This is a genomic window from Amycolatopsis sp. NPDC098790 (genome assembly GCF_044759945.1).
Taxonomy (GTDB): domain Bacteria; phylum Actinomycetota; class Actinomycetes; order Mycobacteriales; family Pseudonocardiaceae; genus Amycolatopsis.
Window position 1 is genome coordinate 513,036 of sequence record NZ_JBIWAI010000001.1, and the last position, 22,494, is coordinate 535,529.

The 22,494-nt window shown below is 70.9% G+C and carries 18 protein-coding genes; 9 read left to right on the plus strand and 9 right to left on the minus strand.

Annotated features, from left to right (window positions below):
- The first annotated feature begins 4 nt into the window (after positions 1-4).
- The 9 genes from ACIQWX_RS02655 to ACIQWX_RS02695 all read left to right on the plus strand — a co-directional run bounded on the left by ACIQWX_RS02655 (position 5) and on the right by ACIQWX_RS02695 (position 10,118).
- Positions 5-1,024: an NAD-dependent epimerase/dehydratase family protein gene (locus tag ACIQWX_RS02655; RefSeq protein WP_400864544.1), complete on the plus strand. Its 1,020-nt coding sequence runs from the start codon at positions 5-7 to the stop codon at positions 1,022-1,024.
- Positions 1,024-2,304, plus strand: coding sequence for a DUF4910 domain-containing protein (locus tag ACIQWX_RS02660; protein WP_400864547.1), 1,281 nt, complete (start codon positions 1,024-1,026; stop codon positions 2,302-2,304). The genes ACIQWX_RS02655 and ACIQWX_RS02660 overlap by 1 nt, the downstream gene beginning before the upstream one ends.
- A 5-nt stretch (positions 2,305-2,309) precedes the next feature.
- On the plus strand, positions 2,310-3,635 hold the full coding sequence (locus ACIQWX_RS02665; protein ID WP_400864550.1) for a hypothetical protein: 1,326 nt from the start codon (positions 2,310-2,312) through the stop codon (positions 3,633-3,635).
- Between the two features lie 7 nt (positions 3,636-3,642).
- Positions 3,643-4,587 carry a glycosyltransferase family 2 protein gene (locus tag ACIQWX_RS02670; protein WP_400864553.1) on the plus strand — a complete coding sequence of 315 codons (945 nt, stop codon included), beginning with the start codon at positions 3,643-3,645 and terminating at the stop codon, positions 4,585-4,587.
- Positions 4,584-5,768: a polysaccharide pyruvyl transferase family protein gene (locus ACIQWX_RS02675; RefSeq protein WP_400864556.1), complete on the plus strand. Its 1,185-nt coding sequence runs from the start codon at positions 4,584-4,586 to the stop codon at positions 5,766-5,768. Before ACIQWX_RS02670 ends, ACIQWX_RS02675 begins: the two co-directional genes overlap by 4 nt.
- Positions 5,765-6,313 (plus strand): dTDP-4-dehydrorhamnose 3,5-epimerase family protein, encoded by a 549-nt coding sequence (locus ACIQWX_RS02680; RefSeq protein ID WP_400864559.1) that lies wholly within the window; start codon positions 5,765-5,767, stop codon positions 6,311-6,313. The genes ACIQWX_RS02675 and ACIQWX_RS02680 overlap by 4 nt, the downstream gene beginning before the upstream one ends.
- A 5-nt stretch (positions 6,314-6,318) precedes the next feature.
- Positions 6,319-7,635, plus strand: coding sequence for a glutamate-1-semialdehyde 2,1-aminomutase (locus ACIQWX_RS02685; RefSeq protein WP_400864562.1), 1,317 nt, complete (start codon positions 6,319-6,321; stop codon positions 7,633-7,635).
- Positions 7,636-7,854: 219 nt separating this feature from the next.
- On the plus strand, positions 7,855-9,336 hold the full coding sequence (locus tag ACIQWX_RS02690; RefSeq protein ID WP_400864564.1) for a right-handed parallel beta-helix repeat-containing protein: 1,482 nt from the start codon (positions 7,855-7,857) through the stop codon (positions 9,334-9,336).
- 167 nt (positions 9,337-9,503) lie between these two features.
- Positions 9,504-10,118, plus strand: a complete 615-nt coding sequence (locus ACIQWX_RS02695; protein ID WP_400864567.1) for an HAD family hydrolase — start codon at positions 9,504-9,506, stop codon at positions 10,116-10,118.
- On the opposite strand, the gene ACIQWX_RS02700 is transcribed toward ACIQWX_RS02695, so the two are convergent.
- The 9 genes from ACIQWX_RS02700 to asnB all read right to left on the minus strand — a co-directional run bounded on the left by ACIQWX_RS02700 (position 10,105) and on the right by asnB (position 22,483).
- Entirely contained in the window at positions 10,105-10,719 is a 615-nt protein-coding gene (locus tag ACIQWX_RS02700; RefSeq protein WP_400864570.1) for a maleylpyruvate isomerase family mycothiol-dependent enzyme, read from the minus strand. The two genes, ACIQWX_RS02695 and ACIQWX_RS02700, sit on opposite strands and share 14 nt — an antisense overlap.
- Before the next feature lie 713 nt (positions 10,720-11,432).
- Positions 11,433-12,074 carry a phosphatase PAP2 family protein gene (locus tag ACIQWX_RS02705; RefSeq protein WP_400864573.1) on the minus strand — a complete coding sequence of 214 codons (642 nt, stop codon included), beginning with the start codon at positions 12,072-12,074 and terminating at the stop codon, positions 11,433-11,435.
- Positions 12,071-13,246: a glycosyltransferase family 4 protein gene (locus tag ACIQWX_RS02710; RefSeq protein WP_400864576.1), complete on the minus strand. Its 1,176-nt coding sequence runs from the start codon at positions 13,244-13,246 to the stop codon at positions 12,071-12,073. The genes ACIQWX_RS02705 and ACIQWX_RS02710 overlap by 4 nt, the downstream gene beginning before the upstream one ends.
- Positions 13,243-14,496 carry an O-antigen ligase domain-containing protein gene (locus ACIQWX_RS02715; RefSeq protein ID WP_400864579.1) on the minus strand — a complete coding sequence of 418 codons (1,254 nt, stop codon included), beginning with the start codon at positions 14,494-14,496 and terminating at the stop codon, positions 13,243-13,245. The genes ACIQWX_RS02710 and ACIQWX_RS02715 overlap by 4 nt, the downstream gene beginning before the upstream one ends.
- Position 14,497: 1 nt before the next feature.
- On the minus strand, positions 14,498-16,021 hold the full coding sequence (locus tag ACIQWX_RS02720; RefSeq protein WP_400864582.1) for a right-handed parallel beta-helix repeat-containing protein: 1,524 nt from the start codon (positions 16,019-16,021) through the stop codon (positions 14,498-14,500).
- A gap of 9 nt (positions 16,022-16,030) precedes the next feature.
- Positions 16,031-17,977, minus strand: coding sequence for an alginate lyase family protein (locus ACIQWX_RS02725; protein WP_400864585.1), 1,947 nt, complete (start codon positions 17,975-17,977; stop codon positions 16,031-16,033).
- Complete coding sequence (locus tag ACIQWX_RS02730) at positions 17,974-18,402, minus strand: hypothetical protein (RefSeq protein ID WP_400864588.1); 429 nt, start codon at positions 18,400-18,402, stop codon at positions 17,974-17,976. The genes ACIQWX_RS02725 and ACIQWX_RS02730 overlap by 4 nt, the downstream gene beginning before the upstream one ends.
- Positions 18,399-20,576: a bi-domain-containing oxidoreductase gene (locus ACIQWX_RS02735; protein ID WP_400864591.1), complete on the minus strand. Its 2,178-nt coding sequence runs from the start codon at positions 20,574-20,576 to the stop codon at positions 18,399-18,401. The genes ACIQWX_RS02730 and ACIQWX_RS02735 overlap by 4 nt, the downstream gene beginning before the upstream one ends.
- The gene (asnB, locus tag ACIQWX_RS02740; protein ID WP_400864594.1) at positions 20,573-22,483 is read right to left on the minus strand and encodes an asparagine synthase (glutamine-hydrolyzing); all 1,911 of its coding nucleotides are present in this window, start codon (positions 22,481-22,483) and stop codon (positions 20,573-20,575) included. The genes ACIQWX_RS02735 and asnB overlap by 4 nt, the downstream gene beginning before the upstream one ends.
- Positions 22,484-22,494 lie beyond the last annotated feature (11 nt).

The following is a 22,494-nucleotide window of genomic DNA, read 5'->3' on the forward strand; positions in this document are numbered from 1 at the left end:
TCCGATGCGGGTGTTGCTGACGGGGCACAAGGGCTACCTGGGGACGGTGATGGCTCCGGTGCTCGCCGCCGCCGGCCACGAGGTTTTCGGCCTCGACTCCGGGCTGTTCGAGGACTGCCTGCTCGGGCCCGCCCCGGCCGACCCGGCCGGGCACGTCGTCGACCTGCGGGACGTCACCCTCGAGCACGTCTCCGGGTTCGACGCGGTGATCCACCTGGCCGCGCTGTCGAACGACCCGCTCGGCTCGCTCGCGCCGGAGCTGACCTACGACATCAACCACCACGCGTCGGTGAAGCTCGCGAAGCTGGCGAAGGAAGCCGGCGTGCAGCGGTACCTCTACGCGTCGACCTGCTCGGTGTACGGCGCGGGTGGCGACAACCTCGTCGACGAGGACGCGCCGCTGCGCCCGGTGACGCCGTACGCGGAGTCGAAGGTGCGCGTCGAGGCCGACGTCCACGAGCTCGCCGACGACGACTTCACGCCGGTCTACATGCGCAACGCGACGGCGTTCGGCTACTCGCCCCGGCTGCGTGGCGACATCGTGCTGAACAACCTGACCGCGCACGCGCACCTGTCCGGCGAGGTGCTGGTGCTCTCGGACGGCACGCCGTGGCGGCCGCTGGTGCACGCCCAGGACATCGCGCGCGCGTTCACGGCGGCCCTGACGGCGCCGAAGGAGGCCGTGCACAACAAGGCGTTCAACATCGGTACCGAGGACAACAACGTCACCGTCGCCGAGATCGCCCAGGAGGTCGTCGAAGCCGTGCCGGGCTCGACGCTGAACATCACCGGCGAGGCCGGCGCCGACCCGCGCTCCTACCGCGTCGACTTCTCGCGCTTCCGCACCGCCATCCCAGGCTTCGCCTGCGAGTGGTCGGTCAAGGACGGCGCCGTCGAGCTCATCGAGGCCTACCGCAAGTTCGGGCTGACGCGAGAGTCGTTCCAGCAGCTGTTCACCCGGCTCGCGTGGCTGAAGAGCGAGGGCGAAGCCGGCCGCGTCGACGACACCATGCGGCGGCGCTAGTGGCGAGCCCGCAGCTGCGGACGGGCGCGGAGCTGCACGCCCTGGTCGAGCGGCTGTACCCGATCTGCCGCAGCATCACCGGCGACGGCGTGCGGCAGACCCTGGACATCATCGGCGAGCACATCCCTTTGGACCGCCACGAAGTCCCGACCGGGACGGCCGTGCTGGACTGGACGATTCCGCAGGAGTGGAACATCCGGGACGCGTACGTCGCTTCGCCTTCCGGTGAGCGCGTGATCGACTTCCGGGAGTCGAACCTGCACGTCGTCGGGTACAGCGTCCCGGTGCGGCAGCGGATGCCGCTGAGCGAGCTGCGGGAGCACCTGCACACGCTGCCGGACCAGCCGTCGTGGGTGCCCTACCGGACCAGCTACTACGCCCCGGCCTGGGGTTTCTGCCTCGCGCAGGAGAAGCTCGACGCGCTGCCCGACGGCGACTACGACGTCGTCATCGACTCGACCCTGGCCGACGGCTCGCTGACCTACGGCGAGCACGTCGTCCCGGGGCGCGTCACCGACGAGGTCATCGTGTCGTGCCACGTGTGCCACCCGTCGCTGGCGAACGACAACCTGGCCGGGATCGCGGTGGCGATCTCGCTGGCCCAGCAGCTCGCCTCGGAGCAGCCGCACTACACGTACCGGTTCCTGTTCATGCCCGGGACGATCGGCTCGATCACCTGGCTCGCGCGCAACGCTTCCCGCATCGAGAAGGTCCGTCACGGCCTGGTCCTGGCGTGCGCGGGCGACCCGGGATCGTTGACGTACAAGAAGTCCCGCCGCGACGACGCCGAGATCGACCGGGTCATGCAGCACGTGCTGCGCTCGCGGGAGCATCGAGTTGTCGACTTCTCGCCGTATGGCTATGACGAGCGCCAGTTCTGCTCGCCGGGCTTCAACCTCGGCGTCGGCTCGCTGACGCGGACGCCGTACGCGGGCTACCCCGAGTACCACACCTCCGCCGACAACCCCGGGTTCGTTTCGCCCGCGGCCATGGAGGACACGCTCGGCGCGCTTCGCGACGCCTTCGGCGTCCTGGACCGCAACCGCCGATACGTCAACCTCAGCCCGTACGGCGAGCCGCAGCTCGGCAAGCGCGGGCTGTACGACTCCCTCGGCGGCCGCAGCGACGCCAAGCAGGCCCAGATGGCGATGCTGTGGGTGCTCAACCTCTCCGACGGTTCGCACAGCTTGCTCGACATCGCCGAGCGTGCCGGCCTGCCGTTCGACATCGTCGACGTCGCCGCCCGCGCCCTGCACGACGCCGGTCTGGTCAAGGAGTGAGCGACGTGGCCAACCACCGCCGTGCGCCGCGCTCGATCTTCCGATCGGGCGCGGTGCGGGCGATGGCCGGACGGCTCAGCTGGGGCCTCGGCGACCAGGCGGTGTCCAGCCTGACCAACTTCGCGGTCGGGCTGTACGTGGCCCGCTCGCTCGGCACGTTCGCGTTCGGCATCTTCAGTCTTGTTTGGGTCACCTACGGCGTGGTGCTGAACGTGTCGCGCGGCCTGGCCACCGACCCCCTGATGGTGCGGTTCTCCGCGGTGCCGGAGGACCGCTGGCGCCTGGGGGTCGCCAGCGCCTCCGGCACCGCGATCGGCGTCGGCTGCGCGACCGGGGTGATCAGCCTGGTGGCCGGGCTGGCCGCGGGCGGCCCGCTCGGCAACGCGTTCGTCGCGCTCGCCGTCGTCATGCCGGGCCTGCTGCTGCAGGACGCCTGGCGCTTCGCGTTCTTCGCCCGCGGCCAGGGCAAGAAGGCGTTCCTCAACGACGTCGCCTGCGGCATCGCGCTGGTCCCGGCGCTGTTCATCGCCGGCCGGGTCGGGACGGTCGTCGCGTTCGTCCTCGCCTGGGGCATCGCGGCCGCGCTCGCCGCGGTCTACGGCTGGTTCCAGACGAGCATCCTGCCGCACCCGCGTGAGCTGGTCGGCTGGCTCCGCTCGCAACGCGACCTGAGCGTCCGCTACCTGGTCGAGAACGTCAGCAACAGCGGCGCGTCCCAGCTGCGGGCGTACGGTCTCGGCGCCATCGCCGGGATCACCGCGGTAGGCGCGGTCCGCGGTGCCGAACAGCTCCTGGGCCCGTTCCTGGCCCTGCTCATGGGGCTGTCCCTGGTCACCGTGGCCGAGGGCGCGCGGGTGCTCCAGCGGGCGCCGCACCGGCTGAAGCACTTCTGCGTGATCCTCGGGGGCGGCCAGGCGGCCGCCGCGCTGTGCTGGGGCCTCGGCCTGCTGCTCCTCCTACCCGACAGCGCCGGCCGCTGGGTGATGGGTGACGTGTGGGACTCGTCGTCCCCGCTGATCCTCCCGGTCACCCTCGCCGTGGTCGGCGCGAGCTTCGCCACCGGCGCGGCGGCCGGCCTCCGTGCGCTCGGCGCCGCCCCGCGCAGCCTGCGTTCGCAGCTGATCGCCTCCCTGTTCTACGTCACGTTCGGCATCGCCGGCGCCTTCCTCGGCGGCGCGGCGGGGTCCGCGTGGGGCGTCGCGACCGCGACGCTCAGCGGGTCCGTCGTCTGGTGGCTGCAACTGCGGGCCGGGCTGCGCGACTACGTGCCACCCAGCGCCGACGAGCCCACCGTGGTCTTCGAGCCGATCAAAGAGCCGATCAAGGAATGAGGACTCCATGACCACCGTCCCGCGGCTGAGCCTCGGCCTCCCGGTGTACAACGGCGAGGAGTACCTCGCCGAGTCGCTGGACGCCCTGCTCGGCCAGACCTACGAAGACTTCGAGCTGATCATCTCGGACAACGCCTCCACCGACGGCACCGACGAGATCTGCCGCCGCTACGCCGAGAAGGACTCCCGGATCCGCTACGTCCGGCAGCCGAAGAACATCGGCGCGACACCGAACCACAACTTCGTGTTCGACGTCTCCCGCACCGAGCTCTTCAAGTGGGTCTCCCACGACGACCTCTACGCCCGCGACCTCCTCAAGCGCTGCATCGAAGCGCTCGACGAGCGCCCCGACATCATCCTGGCCCACTGCGACCAGGCGATCATCGACGGCGACGGCCGCATCGTCCAGCCGCTCGAGTACACGCTGAACACCGCCTCCCCGCACGCACCCGACCGCTTCCGCAGCATCCTGTTCGAGCCGGGCGGCGACGACTTCTACGGCGTCATCCGCGCCGACGTCCTCCGCCGCGTCAAGCCGCTCGACAGCTACCACCACGCCGACCGGACCTACTCCGCGGAGATGGCTCTGCACGGCCCGTTCCACCAGGTGCCCGAGCTGCTCTACTTCCGCCGCGACCACCCGGGCCGCGCGGAACGGGCCAACCCGACCATCCGGAGCCGGTGCGCGAATCTGGACCCGCGGCGCGCGAACCGGCTCCGGAACCCCACCGTCCGCCTGCTCGGCGAGTACGTGTTCGGGTTCGCGGACCTGATCCGCCGCGCGCCGATCTCGGCCGCCGACAAGCGCGAGTGCTTCGGGCACCTCGGCGCCTGGCTGACGAACCGGGCGCGCTCCGGTCACGGCGAGCGCGTCGAGGACCGGGCCCCGACCGCCTCCGACGTCGCCACGGTCAACGAGATCGTGGCCGGCCGCGAAGGCAGGCTCGCGTGAAGCGTGCCCCGCGCGTCGGCGTCTTCGGCCTGCTCGGCTCGGGGAACCTCGGCAACGACGGTTCCCTCGAAGCCGTGCTCGGCTACCTGCGCACCGAGTACCCGGACGCCGTCCTGACCGGCCTGGTGGGCGGCCCGGACGTCGTCCGCGAGCGCTACGGCGTCGACACCACGCCCCTGCACTGGAACCAGGCCGAGTACGAGACGGCGTCCGGCCTCCGGTCGATCGTCCTCAAGGGACTCGGCAAGCTGGTCGACGTCGGCCGCACGGCCGCCTGGGTCCGCAAGCAGGACGTCGTCATCGTGCCCGGCATGGGCGTCCTCGAAGCGACGCTTCCGCTGCGTCCGTGGGGTTTCCCGTATTCGCTCTTCCTCCTTTCCGCCGCCGGGCGCCTCTTCGGCACCAAGGTGGCGCTCGTGTGCGTCGGCGCGAACCACATCAGCGCGCGGGCGACCCGGACGCTGGTCCGCTGGTCCGGCCGCCTGGCCGCCTACCGCTCCTACCGGGACGACATCTCCCGCGACGCCATGCGCGCCATGGGTGTCGACACCAGCCGCGACGAGGTCTACCCCGACCTCGCGTTCTCCCTCCCCACTCCGGCCGCCGAAGGCGAGCCCGGCACCGTCGGCGTCGGCGTGATGGCCTACTACGGCGGCAACGACGACCGCGCCGACGGCGACCGCATCTACCGCCACTACGTCGACACGATGAACCGTTTCGTCGCGTGGCTCGTTGACCAGGGCAGACCCGTCCGGCTGTTCATCGGCGACCGGATCGACCGGCAGGTCGTCGACGAGATCATCGAGCAGACCGCTTCCCCGCTGGTGACGGCGGCTTCGGCGGAGACCCTGGACGAGCTGATGCACGAGATGGCGGCGGTGGACAGCGTGGTGGCCACGCGCTACCACAACGTGCTCTGCGCCCTGAAGGTCGCGAAACCGACCGTCGCGATCGGGTACGCGCCGAAGAACGACGTCCTGATGGCGGAACTGGGTCTCGACGGTTTCACCCAGCGGGCGAAGGACGTCGACTACGACAAGCTCGTCGAACAATTCACCGAACTGGAGAACCGTTCGGCGGAACTTCGCCAAACCCTCCGGGAACGGAACGAGATGAACGCGCAACGGCTCAAGGACCAGTTCGCCGCCCTTTCGGCGGCCCTCTTCGGGGGTGGGCGATGAAGGCCATTCCGGTGCCCGAGATCGAGGGCGTGTACCTGTTCGAACCGACTCCGCACGGTGACCAGCGCGGCTTCTTCAGCCGGACGTTCGACCGGGACGTCGTCGCCTCGGTCGGGATCGACCCGGACGGCTTCGCCCAGGACAGCCTTTCCCGCTCCCGCAAGGGAGTCGTCCGCGGGATGCACCTGCGCGGCGGCGCCGGCGAGGCGAAGCTGGTGCGGTGTTCGAGCGGTGCGATCTTCGACGTCGTCGTGGATCTCCGACCGGATTCGCCGACATTCCGGAATGTCAAAACCTTCGAACTTTCCGGTGAGACGCAGGTTTCCGTGTACATCCCCGCAGGATGCGCGCACGGATTCCAGTCCCTCACGGACCCGTCGGATGTCGCGTACCGTATCGATCGCCCCCACGATCCGTCCGAAGACATCACAATTTCGTACAAAGACCCTGAATTGGACATTTCGTGGCCACTGTCGGTCACAATGGTCAGTGACCGGGATGAGCGCGCGCCGTCTCTCGGAGAGGCGTTGAAACCAACGAGGTGACCCCCATGGGAACGAACTTGCCCCGCTCCACGAAGGCGAACGAGCGGCTGCACCGGGTCATCCCGGGTGGTGCGCACACTTACGCCAAGGGCTCGGACCAGTATCCCGAAGCGATGGCTCCGGTCATCTCCCACGGCCTCGGCGGCCACGTCTGGGACGTCGACGGCAACGAGTACGTCGAGTACGGCGCCGGGCTGAGAGCGGTCAGCCTGGGCCACGCCCACCCGCGGGTGCTCGAGGCGGTCCGCGCCGAACTCGGCAAGGGCAGCAACTTCATCCGCCCGTCGATCATCGAGGCCGAGGCCGCCGAGCGGTTCCTGGAGAACGTGCCGACGGCCGAGATGGTGAAGTTCACCAAGAACGGCTCGGACGCGACGACGGCCGCGGTCCGGCTCGCCCGCGCGGCCACCGGCCGCCGGCTCGTCGCCAAGTGCGCCGACCACGCCTTCTTCTCGACCGACGACTGGTTCATCGGCACGACGGCGATGAACGCGGGCATCCCGGACGAGACGACGGAAGCGGTCGTGTCCTTCCCGTACGGCGACCTGCAGGCCGCGGAGGAGCTGCTGCAGCGCCACGAGGGCGAGATCGCGTGCATGATCCTGGAGCCCGCGGCCGCGGTGGAGCCCCCGCCGGGGTACCTCCAGGGACTGCGCGAGCTCACCGCCCGCCACGGCGTCGTGCTGGTCTTCGACGAGATGATCACCGGCTTCCGCTGGTCGGCCCACGGCGCCCAGGGCCTGTACGGAGTGACGCCCGACCTCTCGACGTTCGGCAAGGCCCTCGGCAACGGCTTCGCGGTGTCCGCGCTCGCGGGCAAGCGCGAGCTGATGGAGCTCGGCGGCCTGCGCACCGACCGCGAGCGGGTGTTCCTGCTCTCGACCACGCACGGCGCGGAGACGCACTCGCTGGCGGCCGCGATGGCGGTCATGGACGTCTACCGCGACGAAGACGTCATCGGCCGCCTGCACGCCCTCGGCGACCGGCTCGCCGCCGGCGTCCGCGAGGTGGCGGCCGGGATCGGCGTGGAGGACCACGTGGTGGTCCGCGGCCGCGCGAGCAACCTGGTCTTCGGCACGCTCGACGAGCAGGGCAAGCCGTCCCAGCCGTACCGCACGCTGTTCCTGCGCGAGCTGATCGGCGGCGGGGTGCTCGGACCGTCCTTCGTGGTCAGCGCGGCACTCACCGAGGCCGACATCGACAAGACGATCGACGTGGTCGCCCAGGCGTGCACGGTGTACCGGAAGGCCCTCGACGCCAACGACCCGACACCGTGGATGGGTGGCCGGCCGGTGCAGCCGGTGTTCCGCAAGTTCGCTTGACCGTCCGGCCGGCCGGGGAGCGCGTCCCGGCCGGCCGGCGGGTCCGCCGTCGGAGGCCTTCCCCGGCTCCGACGGACCTGCGACCACCGCCCGCCCCGGCGAGCCCGACCCACCATCGGCCGCCGTCCCCCGCCCGAGCGGGCCGGATTCACTCTTCCGGTCCGATGAGGACACTCCAGGGTGACTGTTTTCCGGCCCGATCGTGCGTAACTTCCTGCCATGGGCAGATCTCGCGCGGTCCTCGTCGCCGCTTGCTCGCTGCTGATCGCCGTCGCCTGCCCGGTGGTCGCGCGGGCCACCGACGGGCCCGGGCCGGTGTGCGACCACCAGCCCGCGGAGCACGAGGAAGCACCTCCCGGGGCCGTCTCCGTCGATCCGGGCGTCGACGGAGACCTCTCGGCCAAGACGGCGGCGAACCCGCCCGGCACCACGTTCTGGCTCCGCCCCGGCACCCACACCCTCGGCACCGACGAGTTCGGTCAGGTCGCCCCGAAGGACGGTGACGTCTACCTCGGCGCGCCGGGCGCGGTCGTCGACGGCCGCGGCGTCAACCGGGCCGCCTTCACCCAGCGTGCCCGGGACGTCGAACTCCACGGGCTCACCATCCGCGGCTTCACCGCGCTCCAGGACCAGGGCGTGGTGAACCACGACTCCGGCGACGGCTGGCTCATCGAGAACACGACCATCGAGGACAACGCGGGCGCGGGCCTGATGGCCGGCGCGCGCCAGGTCGTCCGGCACTCCTGCCTCCGGAACAACGGCCAGTACGGGCTGAACGCCTACCAGGCGGGCGACGGCATCACCGGGCTCGTGCTCGAGGGCAACGAAATCACCGGCAACAACACCGGCGACTGGGAAGCCAAGGTACCGGGCTGCGGGTGCAGCGGCGGCGCCAAGTTCTGGGCCGTGAACGGCGCCGACATCACCGGCAACTGGGTGCACGGCAACCACGGCGCCGGCCTCTGGGCCGACACGAACAACAACGACTTCCTCGTCGAGGACAACCTCTTCGAGGCCAACGACGCCGAGGCGCTGTTCTACGAGACCAGCTACAACCTCGTGCTGCGCGGCAACACGTTCCGCCGCAACACCGTGGTGCAGGGCCGCGCGTTCGCGGCGCGCGGCGACAACTTCCCGGCGGCGACGGTGTACCTGTCCGAGTCGGGCGGCGAGCCGCGCGTGCCGGCGCGGACGTCGTCGATCGACATCAGCGGGAACACCTTCGAGGACAACTGGGCCGGGATCACGGTGTGGGAGAACGCCGACCGCTTCTGCAACAGCCCGGCGAACACGTCGACCGGCTACTGCACCAAGGTGGCGGCCAAGTCTTCGTGCGTCGCGGGCACGATCGAGAAACCACCGGCGTACGACGACTGCCGCTGGAAGACCCAGCGCGTGGAGGTGCACGGGAACACGTTTCGGTTCGATCCCGGGCGGGTCGGCTGCACCGGCTTCTGCGGGCGGATGGCCCTGTTGTCGAACTACGGGACGTTCCCGGACTGGTCGCCCTACAAGGGAACTGTCGTCGAAGAGGCGATCACGTTCCGGCAGGACAACCGGTGGCACGGCAACTCCTACGCCGGGCCGTGGACTTTCGTCGTGCATGACACCTCCAAGACGGTCGACGCTGCGGGCTGGCGGGCGGGGCCCTACTCGCAGGACGAGTGTTCTTCGTTCGACGGCGGGATCGCCGGCTGCTGATCACGAGCTTGCCGAGGGGGTCCGACACTTTTCGCCGCGACCGGCGCCACCGATGGCTTTTTTCCTTGCGGTCAAAGGGAAAAGTCGCGAACGGAGGATTTCGGACAGCGCACACATCACCCATTCCAGCGATGGCGTTCGCACGCGTGTTCGGTACCGTCGGAGACATGCCCGCCATCCCCGCACCCCTCCACCGCGACGCGATCGACGTCGTCCTGTTCGACGCGATGGGCGTCCTCTACTCACCCGCCGACGACGTCGGCGAGCTGCTCGTCCCCTACCTCCGCAGTCACGGCTGCGTCCTGCTTCGCGAAGAAATCGCCCAGCTGTACCAGGAATGCAGCCTCGGCAAGATGTCCTCCGCGGACTTCTGGGCGACGTCCGGCGCGGCCGGCGCGTCGGACGAGGAGTACTGCCGGAACCACCGCCTGACCGAAGGCGTGGTCGCGCTCCTCGCCGAACTCGATGCCACCGAAGTGCGGCTCGGCTGCCTGAGCAACGACGTCAGCGAGTGGTCGAAGCTCCTGCGCGAACGGTTCGGCCTCGGCGAGTACCTGACCGACTGGTTCATCAGCGGCGACACCGGCGTGCGCAAGCCGGCGCCGGAAGCGTTCACGATCCTGTGCCGGCGCCTGGACGTGGTGCCGGACCGGATCCTCCTCATCGACGACCGCGCGGAGAACGTCTCGGCCGCGCGAGCCGCCGGATTGCAGGCGCTGCAGTACGGCGCGGATCGACTGTCCACAATGGATCAGCTGCGAAAGGAACTCAGACCGTGGTGAAGCGCGCGCTCGACTCGCCCCGAAGACGTCCGGCCGGCAGCCGCCGGTTGCAGAGAACCAGGAGCAGATCCTGGGCCGCGCCGGCGACCGGAGTCCCGGTGCCGTACGACCAGTCGAGGTCGTCGGCACGCAGGCAGACGCCGGCCAAATCGGTCCCGAAGTACTTGACCTGCTTCGGCTTGACCCCGCCGAGAACGATCTCAAGCCGCTCCAAGGGCACGCGCCGGTCCAGCCCGAGGGCGGTGGTGATGTCGAGGCCGTGGATCACGTCGTGGCTGAGCGCGCCCGCCGGCCCACCACCGGGCGGCTGCCAGGGGTGCTCGGCGTTGTCCCGCAGCGAAGCGATCAGCTCGTCCCGCGACAGCTCGGCGGCCTCCTGGCGAGCCAGGCGGTCGGCCATCCGGTTGAAGCGCCCACCGGACTTCACCATCTCGCGCACGAACCGCCCGGTCGAAAACCGGAAGGGCATGGTCACGTGCGCAACGACTTCGGCAACCCGCCACCCGTCACACAAAGTCGGCGACGCCCATTGGCCCGGCGAGAGGTCATCAAGCAACGCGGCCAGTTCCCGCCGCTCGGCGGCGATCAGGTCGGGGATCATGGGTCTCTCCTTCGCGGGTAGGTCACCCCACCGACGAACAGGACCGCCCCGGACCGACACGCAGGAGCCGGCCGAGTAGCGAGCGCACCGCCTTCCGGGGCCGGCCGGGCCGAGCGGGGCCGGGCTGCCGGGGCCCGGGCAGGGCCGGGCAGGCCGGGCGGAGCGGGGCCAGGCGAGCCGAGCCAAGCCAAGCGAGCCGAGCCGGGCCGGGCCGCGCGAGCCGGGCCGGGCCGGGCCAGGCCAGGCCAGGCGAGCCGGGCCGAGCCAGGCGAGCCAAGCCGGGCGAGCCGAGCCGAGCCGAGCCAGCCGAGCCAAGCCAGCCGAGCCAAGCCAGCCGAGCCAAGCCAAGCCAAGCCAGCCGAGCCGAGCCGGGCCAGGCGAGCCGAGCCAGGCGGCCGGGGCCGCCGCAGGGCCGGGCAGGGCAGGCCGGGCGGAGCGAGGCCAGGCGGGCCGAGCCGAGCCGGGCCGGGCCGAGCCGAGCCAGGCGAGCCGAGCCAGGCCAGGCGAGCCGGGCCGGGCGGAGCGGGCCAGGCGAGCCAAGCCGGGCGAGCCCGAGCCGGGCCGGGCCAGGCCAGGCGAGCCCGAGCCGGGCCGGGCGGGGCCGGATCCCGTCGGCGCGCGAAGCTGCGCGACCTCAGGAAGCGGTCAACCCGCCGGCACCATGCTCGACCGATCCGCCCCCGGCAGCCGTCGTGCCCGTGCGGGACCTGGCATCACAGGCGGTCGGCCACCCGGTCCACCAACCATCCCGTCGCCGGGACCGCGGCCAACGCGGCACAAAACCCACCCACCGCATCCGTCGGGTAGTGCGCCCCCAGCGCTACCTCGGCCCACCCCATCGCCAAACCCGCGACCAGAGCCAGCGCCAAGACCAACACCACGGCGGCCACCCGCCCCAACCGGTCGGCCAGCAGCAACCCGACCACCAACGCCAGCGCGGTCGCCAAAGCCGTGTGTCCGCTCGGATACGAAAGGAACTCGCCATGGATCTTGCGGCCCACGATCGGCTTCAGCAGCGTCGTCACGGCCACCGTGACCACCACGCCCAGCACCGTCAACACAGCCGTCCGGGCTCGGCGGACCAGGAAACACACCGCCGCGAGCAGCGCGACCAGGACCGTCGACCCCACCGGCTCGCCACCGAAGTCGATCACCAGCGCCACGTACCGCCACGGCGGCTGGACTCCGTCGATCGACGGCAGCACCGCCGCGTCGATTCCGGTCAGGCCCGAGTCGTGGAAGTGGAGGATGCCGAGCGCCACCAGGATCGCCGTTGCCAAGGCGGCCGTCATCGCCAGCGGGGCGCGCAGCACGACCGGCAAGGCCGCGGGTGCCGTGCGGACCTGCTCCTTCACCCGTGCGCCTCGATCGCTGCCTCGTACCCGGCGATCAACCGGTCGAGCCCGACCGCCGGCGTGAAGTCCTTCTCGTACCGGACGCGGGCCGCGTCGCCCATCTCGGCGTTGCGGTCGCCGGTCACCGCTCTCAGCCGGTCCGCGAGCGATGCCTCGTCGTTCGGCGCGTGCAGGAGGCCGGTCACCCCGTCGTCCACCAGCTCCGGGAACGCGCCGTGGGCCGCCGCGACCGTGGGCACTCCCGCCGCCATTGCTTCGACCACCACCAGGCCGAACGCCTCCAGCCACGTCGACGGTGCCACCACCGCCACCGCGTCGGCCGTCAGGGCCCGGCACTCCGCCTTGTTCTGGAGGCCGACGTACGACACGTCCGCGCGGCCGGCCGCCCACGTCGCCACTTCGTCCTGCATCGGGCCGGTGCCGGCGATGACCAGCGGCACACCCAGGGCGCCGCCGAGGCGGTCCCACGCCCGCATCAGCAGGCCGACCCCCTTCTCCTCGGTGACGCGGCCGAGGAACAGCACGTGCTTGCCGTCGCCGGTGCGGCGGACGCCGGGGTCGGTGACGAAGTTGTGCTTCACCGCCATCCGCTCGCCGGGCATCCCGGCCGACACCAGGAGGTCACGTTGGGCCGCCGAAATGCAGAAGAAGCGCGAAACGCCCGTCCACCACCGGCGGCGGTTCGCAGCCGTGCTCGCCGCCATCGGGAGCGTCGCCACGCGCGAACCGCGGTAGCAGCCGTGCTGGACCGCCGGCAGCGGTGCGCCGCCGACGCAGTCGGTGCAGATGCGGCCGTCGCGGTGGAGCGTGCCGGGTGGGCAGACCATCCCGTAGTTGTGCAACGTCACGACCGCGGGCACCCCCGCGTCCGCGCACGCCGCCACGACCGACGGCGACAGCAGCGGGAACGTGTTGTGGATGTGCACGACGTCCGGGTGCGAGGCCCGCAGCCGGGCGGCGAGTTCCTTGCGAACTGCCGGATTCCACGGCACCGTCAGCGGCACCGCGACCTTGCGGACCTTCGACATCGCGGCGATGTCGTCGCTGCGGCGCTCGAACAGCGACACCTGGTGCCCGCCCTCGGCGAGCAGCGTCACCTCGGCGTCGACGACGTTGTTCTCGCCGCTCGGCTGCTCGGACCGGTACCGGTTGTGCACCACGAGCACCTTCACGCGACTGTCCCCTTCGCCGGGATGAATGCTTCTTCGTCGGACTGCGGCGCGCCGCGGACCAGCAGGGACGCGGCCACGGCCAGGTGCAGCAGGTACGGCGACGCGTCGCCGAGGCCGGCTTCGGTGTAGGAGGCCGAAACGCAGTAGGTGATCAGGAAGATCGCGCACGCGCGAGCCAGCGACGGCGGCCGCAGCACGGCCACCACCACCAACGTGAGGAGGAACCCCGCCACCAGCGCGATCCCGACGAAGCCCTGCTCGTGGTAGATCGCGAGCCAGCTGTTGTCGATCGGCAGGCCGTCGTAGGACTTGTCCGTCAGCCCGACCCCGAAGATGTACTCCGACGTCGTCCGCGGGGCCTCCAGCAGCGCGTCCCACACCTTCGCGCGGCCGGTCAGGCTGGAGAAGTTGTCCGCGCTCTGCCCGCGCAAGAACCACGTCTGCAGCGCGCCCGCGAGCACGACGCCGGCGACCCCGCCGACGCCGACCGTCCACGCGAACACCTTCCGGGCGCGGGCGCTGGTGAGCAGCATCGACAGGAAGGCCACGGCCAGCCCGGCGACCAGGCCGAGCGTCGCCGTGCGGGTGTGCGTGAGCATCAGCAGGCCCACCACCGGCACCACGATGAACACCGCGCTGCGCCACGTCGTGCGGCGCCCGAACCAGAGGAGGAGCGTCAGGCCGGAGATGACCGCGGCGTACTGGCCGATCTGCGGCGGGGTGAGCGGCCACACGGCACCGGAGAGCCGACCGCCGTACTCCTCCGGCATCGCGTTGCCGGGCGAGACCACCAGACCGATCGCCACCGACGCGAGCACGATCGCGTAGGTGCGGATGTGGTAGCGGACGAAGCTGAACCCGCCGTCCCACCAGCGGGTCAGCAGCCAGAGCGTGGAGACGAACACCGTGAGCCGGAAGCACCGGAACAGCGCGCCGGCGCCCTCCTTCAGGTCGATGCTGGCGAGGACGCTCGAGCCCAGCAGCAACGTCAGGAGGAGCAGGTACGCGCTCGGCCGGATCCGCAGGTGCTTGTTCAGCACCAGCGCGATCACGAACGCCGTCATCAGCGAACCCATGGTCACCAGCTGGCTGACCGACCGCGGGAGCGGGATGACCGTCTTCGCGCCGGTCGAGCCGAGCGTGTTGAGGATCAGCAGCGCCCACGCCAGGCCCGCCCACTTCGGGGTCGCCGAGGCAGGTTCGGCCGCGGCTTCGCCGCGGATGCCCGCGATGCCGGTGTGCGCCGCCACGTCAGCCCCCGCCCTGCGCGGTGAACGTGCTGCCGGTGTCCTGCGAGTACGGCGAGCCTTCCCACTCGCCGATCTCGAGGACGCGGTCGGTGGTGTACGCGATGAACGTCCACGGGCCGGCGTAGCTGTTGTCGTGCCAGCGGTTGTCCTGCTTGTAGGTGATCGCCTCCTGGACGACGTCACCCTTGTACGGCGACCAGTCCGGGTAGCTGCCGAAGTTCGACAGCAGGCCCATCCGCCCGCACGAGGCCTGGCAGCCGACCACGGCCGGGTCGAGGACGAACTTGTTGTCGTGGATGTCGACGTGCTGGGTCTTCCAGCGGCAGTCGCTCAGCAGCGGCCCGTTCGCGATGGCCGGGTCCGCGCACGTCTTGACGTCCGGGACCAGGCGGGTGCAGTCGCCGGAGGAGGTGTTCGCCGGGCTGTTGCAGTAGCGGTCGGCGTTCTCCCACAACGTGATCCCGGACCAGTTGTTCTCCAGGTAGTTGCGGGAAATCTCGATCTTCGCCGTCCGCGCCTTGATCCGCGGCTCGCCACCGGACTCGGAGATGTAGATCGCCGGGGTCGGGAAGTTGTCGCCCTTGTCGGCGTAGCGGCGGCCGTCGACCCAGTTGTTCTTGCGGATCGTGTTGTCGCGGATGACCGCGTTGTAGCTGATCTCGTAGATGAGCGCGGCGCTGTCGTTGTTCTCGATGAGGTTGCCCTCGATGAGGAAGTCGTTGTTGTTCGTGTCGGCCCACAGCCCGGTGCCGTGGTTGTCGTGCACCCAGTTGCCGCGCACGTCGGCGCCGTTGACGTCCCAGAACTTGACGCCGCCGGTGCAGCCGCAGCCGTCGATCTTCGCTTCCCAGTCGCCGGTGTTGTTGCCTGCGATCTCGTTGCCCTCGACGACCAGCGCGGTGATCGGCGTGTTGCCCGAGAAGGCGTTCATCCCGTACTGGCCGTTGCGGCGCAGGCAGTTGCCGCGCACCTGCTGGCGCGCGCCCGCCATCAGGCCGGCGCCGTCGTTGTCCTGGATGGTCGAGTGCTCGATCACCCAGCCGTCGCCGGAGTCGTGGTTGACGACACCTTCGTCGCGGGGCGCGGCGAAGCCCTGGACGGTGAGGTAGGTGAGCTTGACGTTGGTGCCGTGGCCGGTGAACGCGTACTGGTTGATCTTGCGGCCATCGACGACCGCACCGGGGGCGCCGATGTAGACGTCGCCGTCCTTCGGGGTCACCTGGTCGTACTTGTCGTCGCCGAGGATGTGCTTGCCCGGCTTGAGCCAGAACGTCGTGCCCGGGCCGGCCGCCCGCGTCTTCGTGGCGAGGTCGCCCGGCACGGCCGGGTCGACGACGACCGCACCGGCCGGCGCCGCGGCCGGCCCGGCCGGCTCCTTGTCGCAGACCGCCGCGACCGACCCGCTGGGAACCGGGGTCGCCTGCGCCGGGCCTTCGGTGTCGGGTCCGCTCGAGCACGCCGCGACCGTGAGGAGGATGCCGAGCAGCGGTGCGGCACGGCGGAGTCGGAGTCGGCGGGCTGTCACGGGCGGGTCCTAACTGAAGCGGAGCAGGGTGGTGAGGTGTCTGGGGCTGCCGGAGCCGACGAGGGTGGTCGAAGGATCCTTGCGGCCGAAGCCCGCGGAGTACCAGCCGAGGGGTGGCTCGATCTCACCGCGGTGAGCGGTCCACGACAACTCGGCGGGCAGTTCCACGACCGCGGTGTGCACCGGGGCCACGGAACCCGTTGCGGTGCCCTGCCAGCGCAGGTGGGCAACGTTCCCCTCGAGCCGCGCGGTGATCGCCGGGCCGAGGTGGAACGCCAGGCGCGCGGCCGGGCGGGTGTCGCCGAGCACTTCGTCGACGATCTTCAGCAGGTCGCCGTCGAGCTCGACCGTGCGGCGGTGGACCGCGGGCGCGTAGCCGTCGTGGGCCGCCGTCCAGCGGGAGGGGCCGTCCGGCGGGGTCTCGACGGCCAGCACCTTCGTGACCGCGTGCCGCGTCCACAGGAACGGGCCGCCGGACACCGACTGGTCGGTCCCGTCCAGTTCAAGGGTGTTGTGGCCGAGCGTCGAGCGGAAGTACGACCGCCACCGCGGCTCGCCGTGGTAGCAGAAGGTGCCCGGGTCGGCGAGGACGTCGACGCCGTCGTGGCGGACCTCGACCGCCAGCGCGTCGGCGTGGGCGTGCGCGGCGATCGAGAGGAAGCCGTGCGGCCCGCCGTCGCAGCGGGCCCAGACGCGGCCCGACCGCAGGATCGTCATGCCCGCGTCCCGCAGGTGCGCGGGCCGCCGGCCGGGCCGGACGCCCGAAACGCGAGGTGTCCGGGACACGAGAGCGGCCAGCAGCGGCGTGCGGACGTCGTCGCCCGGCACCCGCGGCCACCATTCCAGGCGGCCGAACAGCGCCTCGCCGGTCGCGAGCAGCGACGCCCAGCGGTCGGTCTCGGTGCCGTCGACGATCAGGCCGAAGCCGTCGTCGGCGTCGCCCTGCCGCGGCGGGCGGAACTTGTTGTCCACAATGGACGCGAGAGCATCGGTCATCCGGAGCAGGACGTCCCACGTCGAGTCCGGCACCGGCGTGCCGGCCGCGTCGGCTTCCACCGCCGCGGCGAGGCCGAGTTCCAGCACCAGGCCGTGGTATTCGGACGCCAGTTCGGCGTTCAGTCCCGAGGGGAACGTGTTGCGGGCGAGCTGGACGTCCAGCGAGCGCATCGCCTCGGTGCGCCAGCCCGCAGACTCCGGGAACCAGCCGAACGCGCAGGCGGCAGCGAGCAGGCCGGCGTCCTCGGCGATGACGTGGTTGTTGGCCGACGAGCCGTGGCTGCGCAGGGTCGCCAGCCAGTTCTGGTGGTGCCACAGCTGGAGGTGGAAGTCGGGGTTGTCCTCGAACAGGTCCGCGACACCGTCCCAGCCGTCGAGGAGGCGGCGGGTCCAGACCCAGGACAGGAGCCGGATGCCCAGCTCGATGCCGCTGATCCAGTGCGGGCCGCGCAACGGCGGGTTCTCCGCCCACCACGAGCGCAGGTGTTCGGCCACGCGGTCGGCGTAGGCCGAGGACCCGGTGAGGGCGTACGCCGCGGCCAGCACGGTGAGGTGCTGGTGGCGCGACGGCTCCCAGATCTGCTTGATGTCGCCGACGGTGTCTTCCGACCGGTAGGGCACGTCGAAGGCATACGGCGCCGAGGGTGCGCTGCGGCCGGTTTTCGGATCGACGAACCAGTCCGGCGCGACCATGTCGTCTCGGACTACGCCGAAGTACTCGCCGCGGCCGGCGAGCAGCTCGTCGGCGGTGGCCAGCAGGCGTTTGACGCCCTCGCCGGACACGTTGTCGAGCGCGCCGGAGGGGAGCACGGCGGTGAAGCGCGGGTGCGACGGCCAGTCGGGAGCGGTCGGCAGCGCGGTCCGCCACTGCCGCTGAACAACGGCATGCCGAGCACGGCCGACGACCTCCGCCGGCCCCATCCTGGAGAGACGGCGCAGGTACCAGCCGGGACCCATCATGGCCGAGCACCTGCCTTCGGCAGCAGCGCCGGCCGAACCGCGGCGGCGCTCGGCAAGGACGAGGACACCAGATCCCGCCGAACCGACGCGGCGCCCAGCGGACCCGAGCCCGCCGAGGCGACACTCGCCAGGGACGAGGACAGCAGGTCCCGCCGAACCGACGCGGCGCCCAGCGGACCCGAGCCCGCCGAGGCGGCGCTCGGCATGGCCGAACACGGCAGGTTCCGCCGAACCGACGCGGCGCCCAGCGGACCCGAGCCCGCCGAGGCGGCGCTCGGCATGGCCGAACACGGCAGGTTCCGCTGGACCGGCGCGGTGCCCGGCAGGCCCAGACCCGGCGGCCGCTGCAGCGGCCGCCGGAGCGATGCTGCGCTCGGCGTGGCCGGGCGCAGCACCTTCAGCCCGCTAGGGGCGAGGCTTCTCATGCCGGCGCGCCCGTCTTCGTCGGCAGCTCGATCCGCACCGGAGCCGCGTTGGCGACGCTCGTCTGCGCCGCCAACGTCGCCAACGTCGTCGCCGCCAGCGAAGCCACCGAAATCGGCATCGGCGCGCCCGTCCGCACTGCCTCCAGGAACGCGTTCACCTCCGCGGCCTGCCCCTTGTCACGCCCCTTCGGAATCCGCGAGCTCGCCCACTTCTTGCGCGAGTACACCGAGGCGCGCACGAAGTCGTCGAACTTCAGGACCTTGCCGTCCGCCGTCAGGTCCAACGTTTCCTTCGGGAAGCCCGATGAGCCCGTCTCCGCGTACGTGATCACCGCCGTCGAGCCGTCCGGGTAGCCCAGCGTCACCTGGAGGTCTCCCGTCGCGAACACCGACACCGGGTCCGCGTCCAAGAGCCAGCTCACCGTGTCGATGAAGTGCCCGCCTTCGCCCGCGAAGCGGGAGCCTTCCGAGTCCGTCTGGTTGTACCAGCTGCCGTGGTCGAGACGGCCCGCGTTGACCAGGTAGCGGACCGTCGCCGGGCCTACGCGCGGGCCGAACTGGTCGCGGGCCTCGTGCAGCAGCGGCGCGAACCGGCGGTTGAAGCCGACCTGCAGGCGGTCGTTGCCCGACTCCTCGATCGCGTCCAGGACCTTCTGCAGCTCCGAAGGCGACAACGCCAGCGGCTTCTCGACGAACACCGTCTTGCCCGCCAGCAACGCCTGGCGCGTCAGCTCCGCGTGCGAGCTGTGCCGCGTCACCACGAACACCGCGTCGATCGAGGAGTCGCCCAGCACGTTGTCGATGTCCGTCGACGCCGAAGCGAAGCCGAACTTGCGGCGAGCGTTGGCGCCCGACAAAGCCGACGTCGTCGCGACGTGCTTCAGCTGCACGTCCGCGCGCTCGACCAGGTGCGGCAGCAGCATCGACGACGCGTAGTTGCCCGCGCCGATGAAGCCCAAGCGCACCGGCTGTCCCGCCGGCAACGCGGCCACCGGAGACGATGCCACCCCGACCCGCGCCGACGTGACCACCGGCTCCGTCCGGGCGACCGCGTCCGGGTAGCGGAACAGCACCGCCACCGCCTTCAACGCGCCCTCGTTCAGCGACTGGTACGTCGAAACCGCGTCAGAGAAGTCCGACACGTGCGTGATCAGCGGCTCGACGTCCAAGCGATCACGCGCGATCAGGTCCAGGACGCACTCGAGGTTGCGACGCTCGGTCCAGCGGACCTGGCCGATCGGGTAGTCCCGCCCCTCCAGCTCGTACGACGGGTCGTAGCGGCCCGGCCCGTACGACCGCGAGAACCGGACGTCCAGTTCCTTCTCGTAGTAGGCATTCCACGGCAGGTCGAGCTTGCACTTGCCGATGTCGATGACGCGGCCGCGGTCGCGCGACAGCTTCGCGGCCAGCTCCACCGGGTCGTTCGTGTTGCCGCCGGCCGCCAGGTACGTCTGGTCGACGCCCGCGCCGTGGGTCAGCTCGTCCACCGCCGTGTCGACGATGCCGGACGCCGGGTGCGCGCAGGTCAGCGCGCCGAGGCTCTCGGCGAGCTTGCAGCGTTCCGGGTCCGGGTCGACGCCGACCACGCGCACGCCGGACGACGTCAGCAGCTGGACGACCAGCTGGCCGATCAGGCCGAGCCCGATCACCAGGGCGACGTCGCCGATCTGCGGCTCGCCGCGGCGGACGCCCTGCATCGCGATCGACCCGACCGTGCCGAACGCCGCGTGCCGCGGGTCGACGCCGTTCGGGACGCGCGAGTAGAGGTTCTTGGGCACCCAGTTCAGCTCGGAGTGCAGCGCGTGCTCGTTGCCCGCGCAGGCCACCAGGTCGCCGACCGCGACGTCCGTGATGCCGTCGCCGACCTGCTCGACGATGCCGCACAGCGAGTAGCCGAGCGGGGTGTAGGAGTCCAATTTGGACGTCACCGTGCGGTACGTCGCCGACAGGCCGTTCGTGGCGACGCTCTGCATCACCTTCGCCACCTGGTCGGGCCGGGCCTTCGCCTTGCCCACCAGGGACAGGCTGGCCTCGGACACCTTCATCATCTCGGTGCCGGTCGAGATCAGCGAGTACACCGTCCGCACCAGCACGCCACCCGGCTTGCAGGCGGGCTCGGGGACCTCGAGGAGCGCCAGCTCACCGCTCTTGTAGTTCTGGACTACCTGCTTCACTTCGCTCCCGCTCCAGACATCGCGTTCCGGTACCAGTACTCAAGGGTCAAGACGTGCCAGAGGTGCTTGCCGCGGTCTTCCTGACCGGCGGCGTCCTCGGCGACCATGCGCTGCAACGCCTCGCGCTGCAGAAGACCGGAGGAAACGAGCACACCGTCGTTGACGACTTCCCGCACCAGCGGCGCCAGGTCGCGGCTCATCCACGCCCGCAGCGGCGCGCTGAACAGGCCCTTCGGCCGGTGCACGATCTCGCCGGGCAGGATGTTCTCGGCCGCCTTCTTCAGCGCCATCTTCCCGGCGCGGCCGACGATCTTCTTGTTCCCCGGGATCTTGAACGCCGCGCGCACGACCTCGACGTCGACGAACGGCGTCCGCACCTCGGTGGACGCCGCCATCGTCGACCGGTCGGTGTAGGTCAGGTTCAGCCCGGGCAGGAACATCCGCGAGTCGGCCAGGCACATGCGGTTGACGAAGTCGTCCAGCGCCTGGTCGTTGTACGTGTCCGCGTGCTCGGTCAGGACGTCGTCCACGGAAGAAGCCAAGTCCGGGTTCACCAGCGACAGCAGCTCCGCGCGGTCGTACATCGTGTAGCTGCGCCGGAACGCCGTCTCCTCGGGCAGGCCCGCGAAGGACAGGAACCGCTTGGCGAACCGCACCGACCGGTACCCGCGCTTCGCCGACGCCACCGGCAAGCGGTCCACAATGGACTCCACCGGCCGCCGGACCGCACTCGGGACCTTGTGATACCGCAGTGCGATCAGGTTCGCGAGGTGCTTGCGGTAGCCGGCGAACAGCTCGTCGGCGCCCATCCCGGACAGCATCACCTTGACGCCGGCCTCGCGTGCGGCCGAACAAATGAGGAACGAGTTGATCGCCGCCGGGTCGCCGATCGGCTCGTCGAGGTGGTAGGTCATCTTCGGCAGCAGGTCCAGGACCTGCGGCGCGATCTCGATCTCGTGCAGGTCGACGCCGAACTTCTCCGCCACGATCCGCGCATAGCGCAGGTCGTCCGGCATCGCCTCGAACTTCGCGTCCTCGGCGCGGAACCCGATGGTGTAGGCCGAAATCCCCGGCTGCGAACGCGCGGCCAGCGCCGTCAGGTAGCTGGAATCCAGGCCACCCGAGAGGAACGTCGCCACCGGGACGTCCGAAATGAGGTGCTTGGCGGTCGACTCGGCGATCACGGCGTGCAGGTCGACGTCGCCGTCGAAGGCCGCGCCCTCCTCGGCGACCTCGCGCAGCGACCAGAACCGGCCGCGGTCGACCTGGCCGTCCGGGCGGCAACGCAACCACGTGCCCGGCGGCAGCTTCTCCGCGCCCTGGTAGGCGCACCGGCTGTCGGGCACCCAGTAGTAGAGCAGCGACGCGATCAGCGCCGCGTTGTCGACCTGCAGCGACCCGCCGAGCTCACCGGCCAGCGCTTTCAGCTCGGACGCGAACGCGACCCCGCCGTTCCGCTGGACGAAGAACAGCGGCTTGATGCCCAGCTGGTCGCGGACCAGGAACAGCTCGCCGGTGCCCTCCTCGAACAGGGCGAAGGCGAACATCCCGCGCAGCTTGGGCAGGCAGTCGGTGCCCCAGCGCCGCCACGCCTGCAGCAGCACCTCGGTGTCGGACGTCCCGCGGAAGCGGACGCCGGCCGCGGACAACTCGGCCCGCAGCTCGGGCGCGTTGTACAGCTCGCCGTTGTAGCTCAGCGCCAGGCCGTCGAGGGCCATCGGCTGGGCGCCGGTCTCGGTCAGGTCGACGATCGAGAGCCGCCGGTGTCCCAAGTGGACGGAGCCGGCGCCGACGGTGTGGTCGTAGCGGCCGGAGCCGTCCGGGCCGCGGTGGGCCAGCGTCTTGGTCAGCCGGTCGGTGAGCGGCCCGCCGTCCGGCCAGAGGTAGGTGCCTGCGATGCCGCACATCTCGAGTGGGT

Excerpts from the sequence above, each read along its gene's own strand:
- ACIQWX_RS02655 (WP_400864544.1), top strand. The coding sequence starts at position 5 with ATGCGGGTGTTGCTGACGGGGCACAAGGGCTACCTGGGGACGGTGATG.
- ACIQWX_RS02690 (WP_400864564.1), top strand. The coding sequence starts at position 7,855 with ATGGGCAGATCTCGCGCGGTCCTCGTCGCCGCTTGCTCGCTGCTGATC.
- ACIQWX_RS02725 (WP_400864585.1), bottom strand. The coding sequence starts at position 17,977 with ATGATGGGTCCCGGCTGGTACCTGCGCCGTCTCTCCAGGATGGGGCCG.
- ACIQWX_RS02685 (WP_400864562.1), top strand. The coding sequence starts at position 6,319 with ATGGGAACGAACTTGCCCCGCTCCACGAAGGCGAACGAGCGGCTGCAC.
- ACIQWX_RS02680 (WP_400864559.1), top strand. The coding sequence starts at position 5,765 with ATGAAGGCCATTCCGGTGCCCGAGATCGAGGGCGTGTACCTGTTCGAA.
- ACIQWX_RS02695 (WP_400864567.1), top strand. The coding sequence starts at position 9,504 with ATGCCCGCCATCCCCGCACCCCTCCACCGCGACGCGATCGACGTCGTC.
- ACIQWX_RS02730 (WP_400864588.1), bottom strand. The coding sequence starts at position 18,402 with ATGAGAAGCCTCGCCCCTAGCGGGCTGAAGGTGCTGCGCCCGGCCACG.
- asnB (WP_400864594.1), bottom strand. The coding sequence starts at position 22,483 with ATGTGCGGCATCGCAGGCACCTACCTCTGGCCGGACGGCGGGCCGCTC.
- ACIQWX_RS02670 (WP_400864553.1), top strand. The coding sequence starts at position 3,643 with ATGACCACCGTCCCGCGGCTGAGCCTCGGCCTCCCGGTGTACAACGGC.
- ACIQWX_RS02700 (WP_400864570.1), bottom strand. The coding sequence starts at position 10,719 with ATGATCCCCGACCTGATCGCCGCCGAGCGGCGGGAACTGGCCGCGTTG.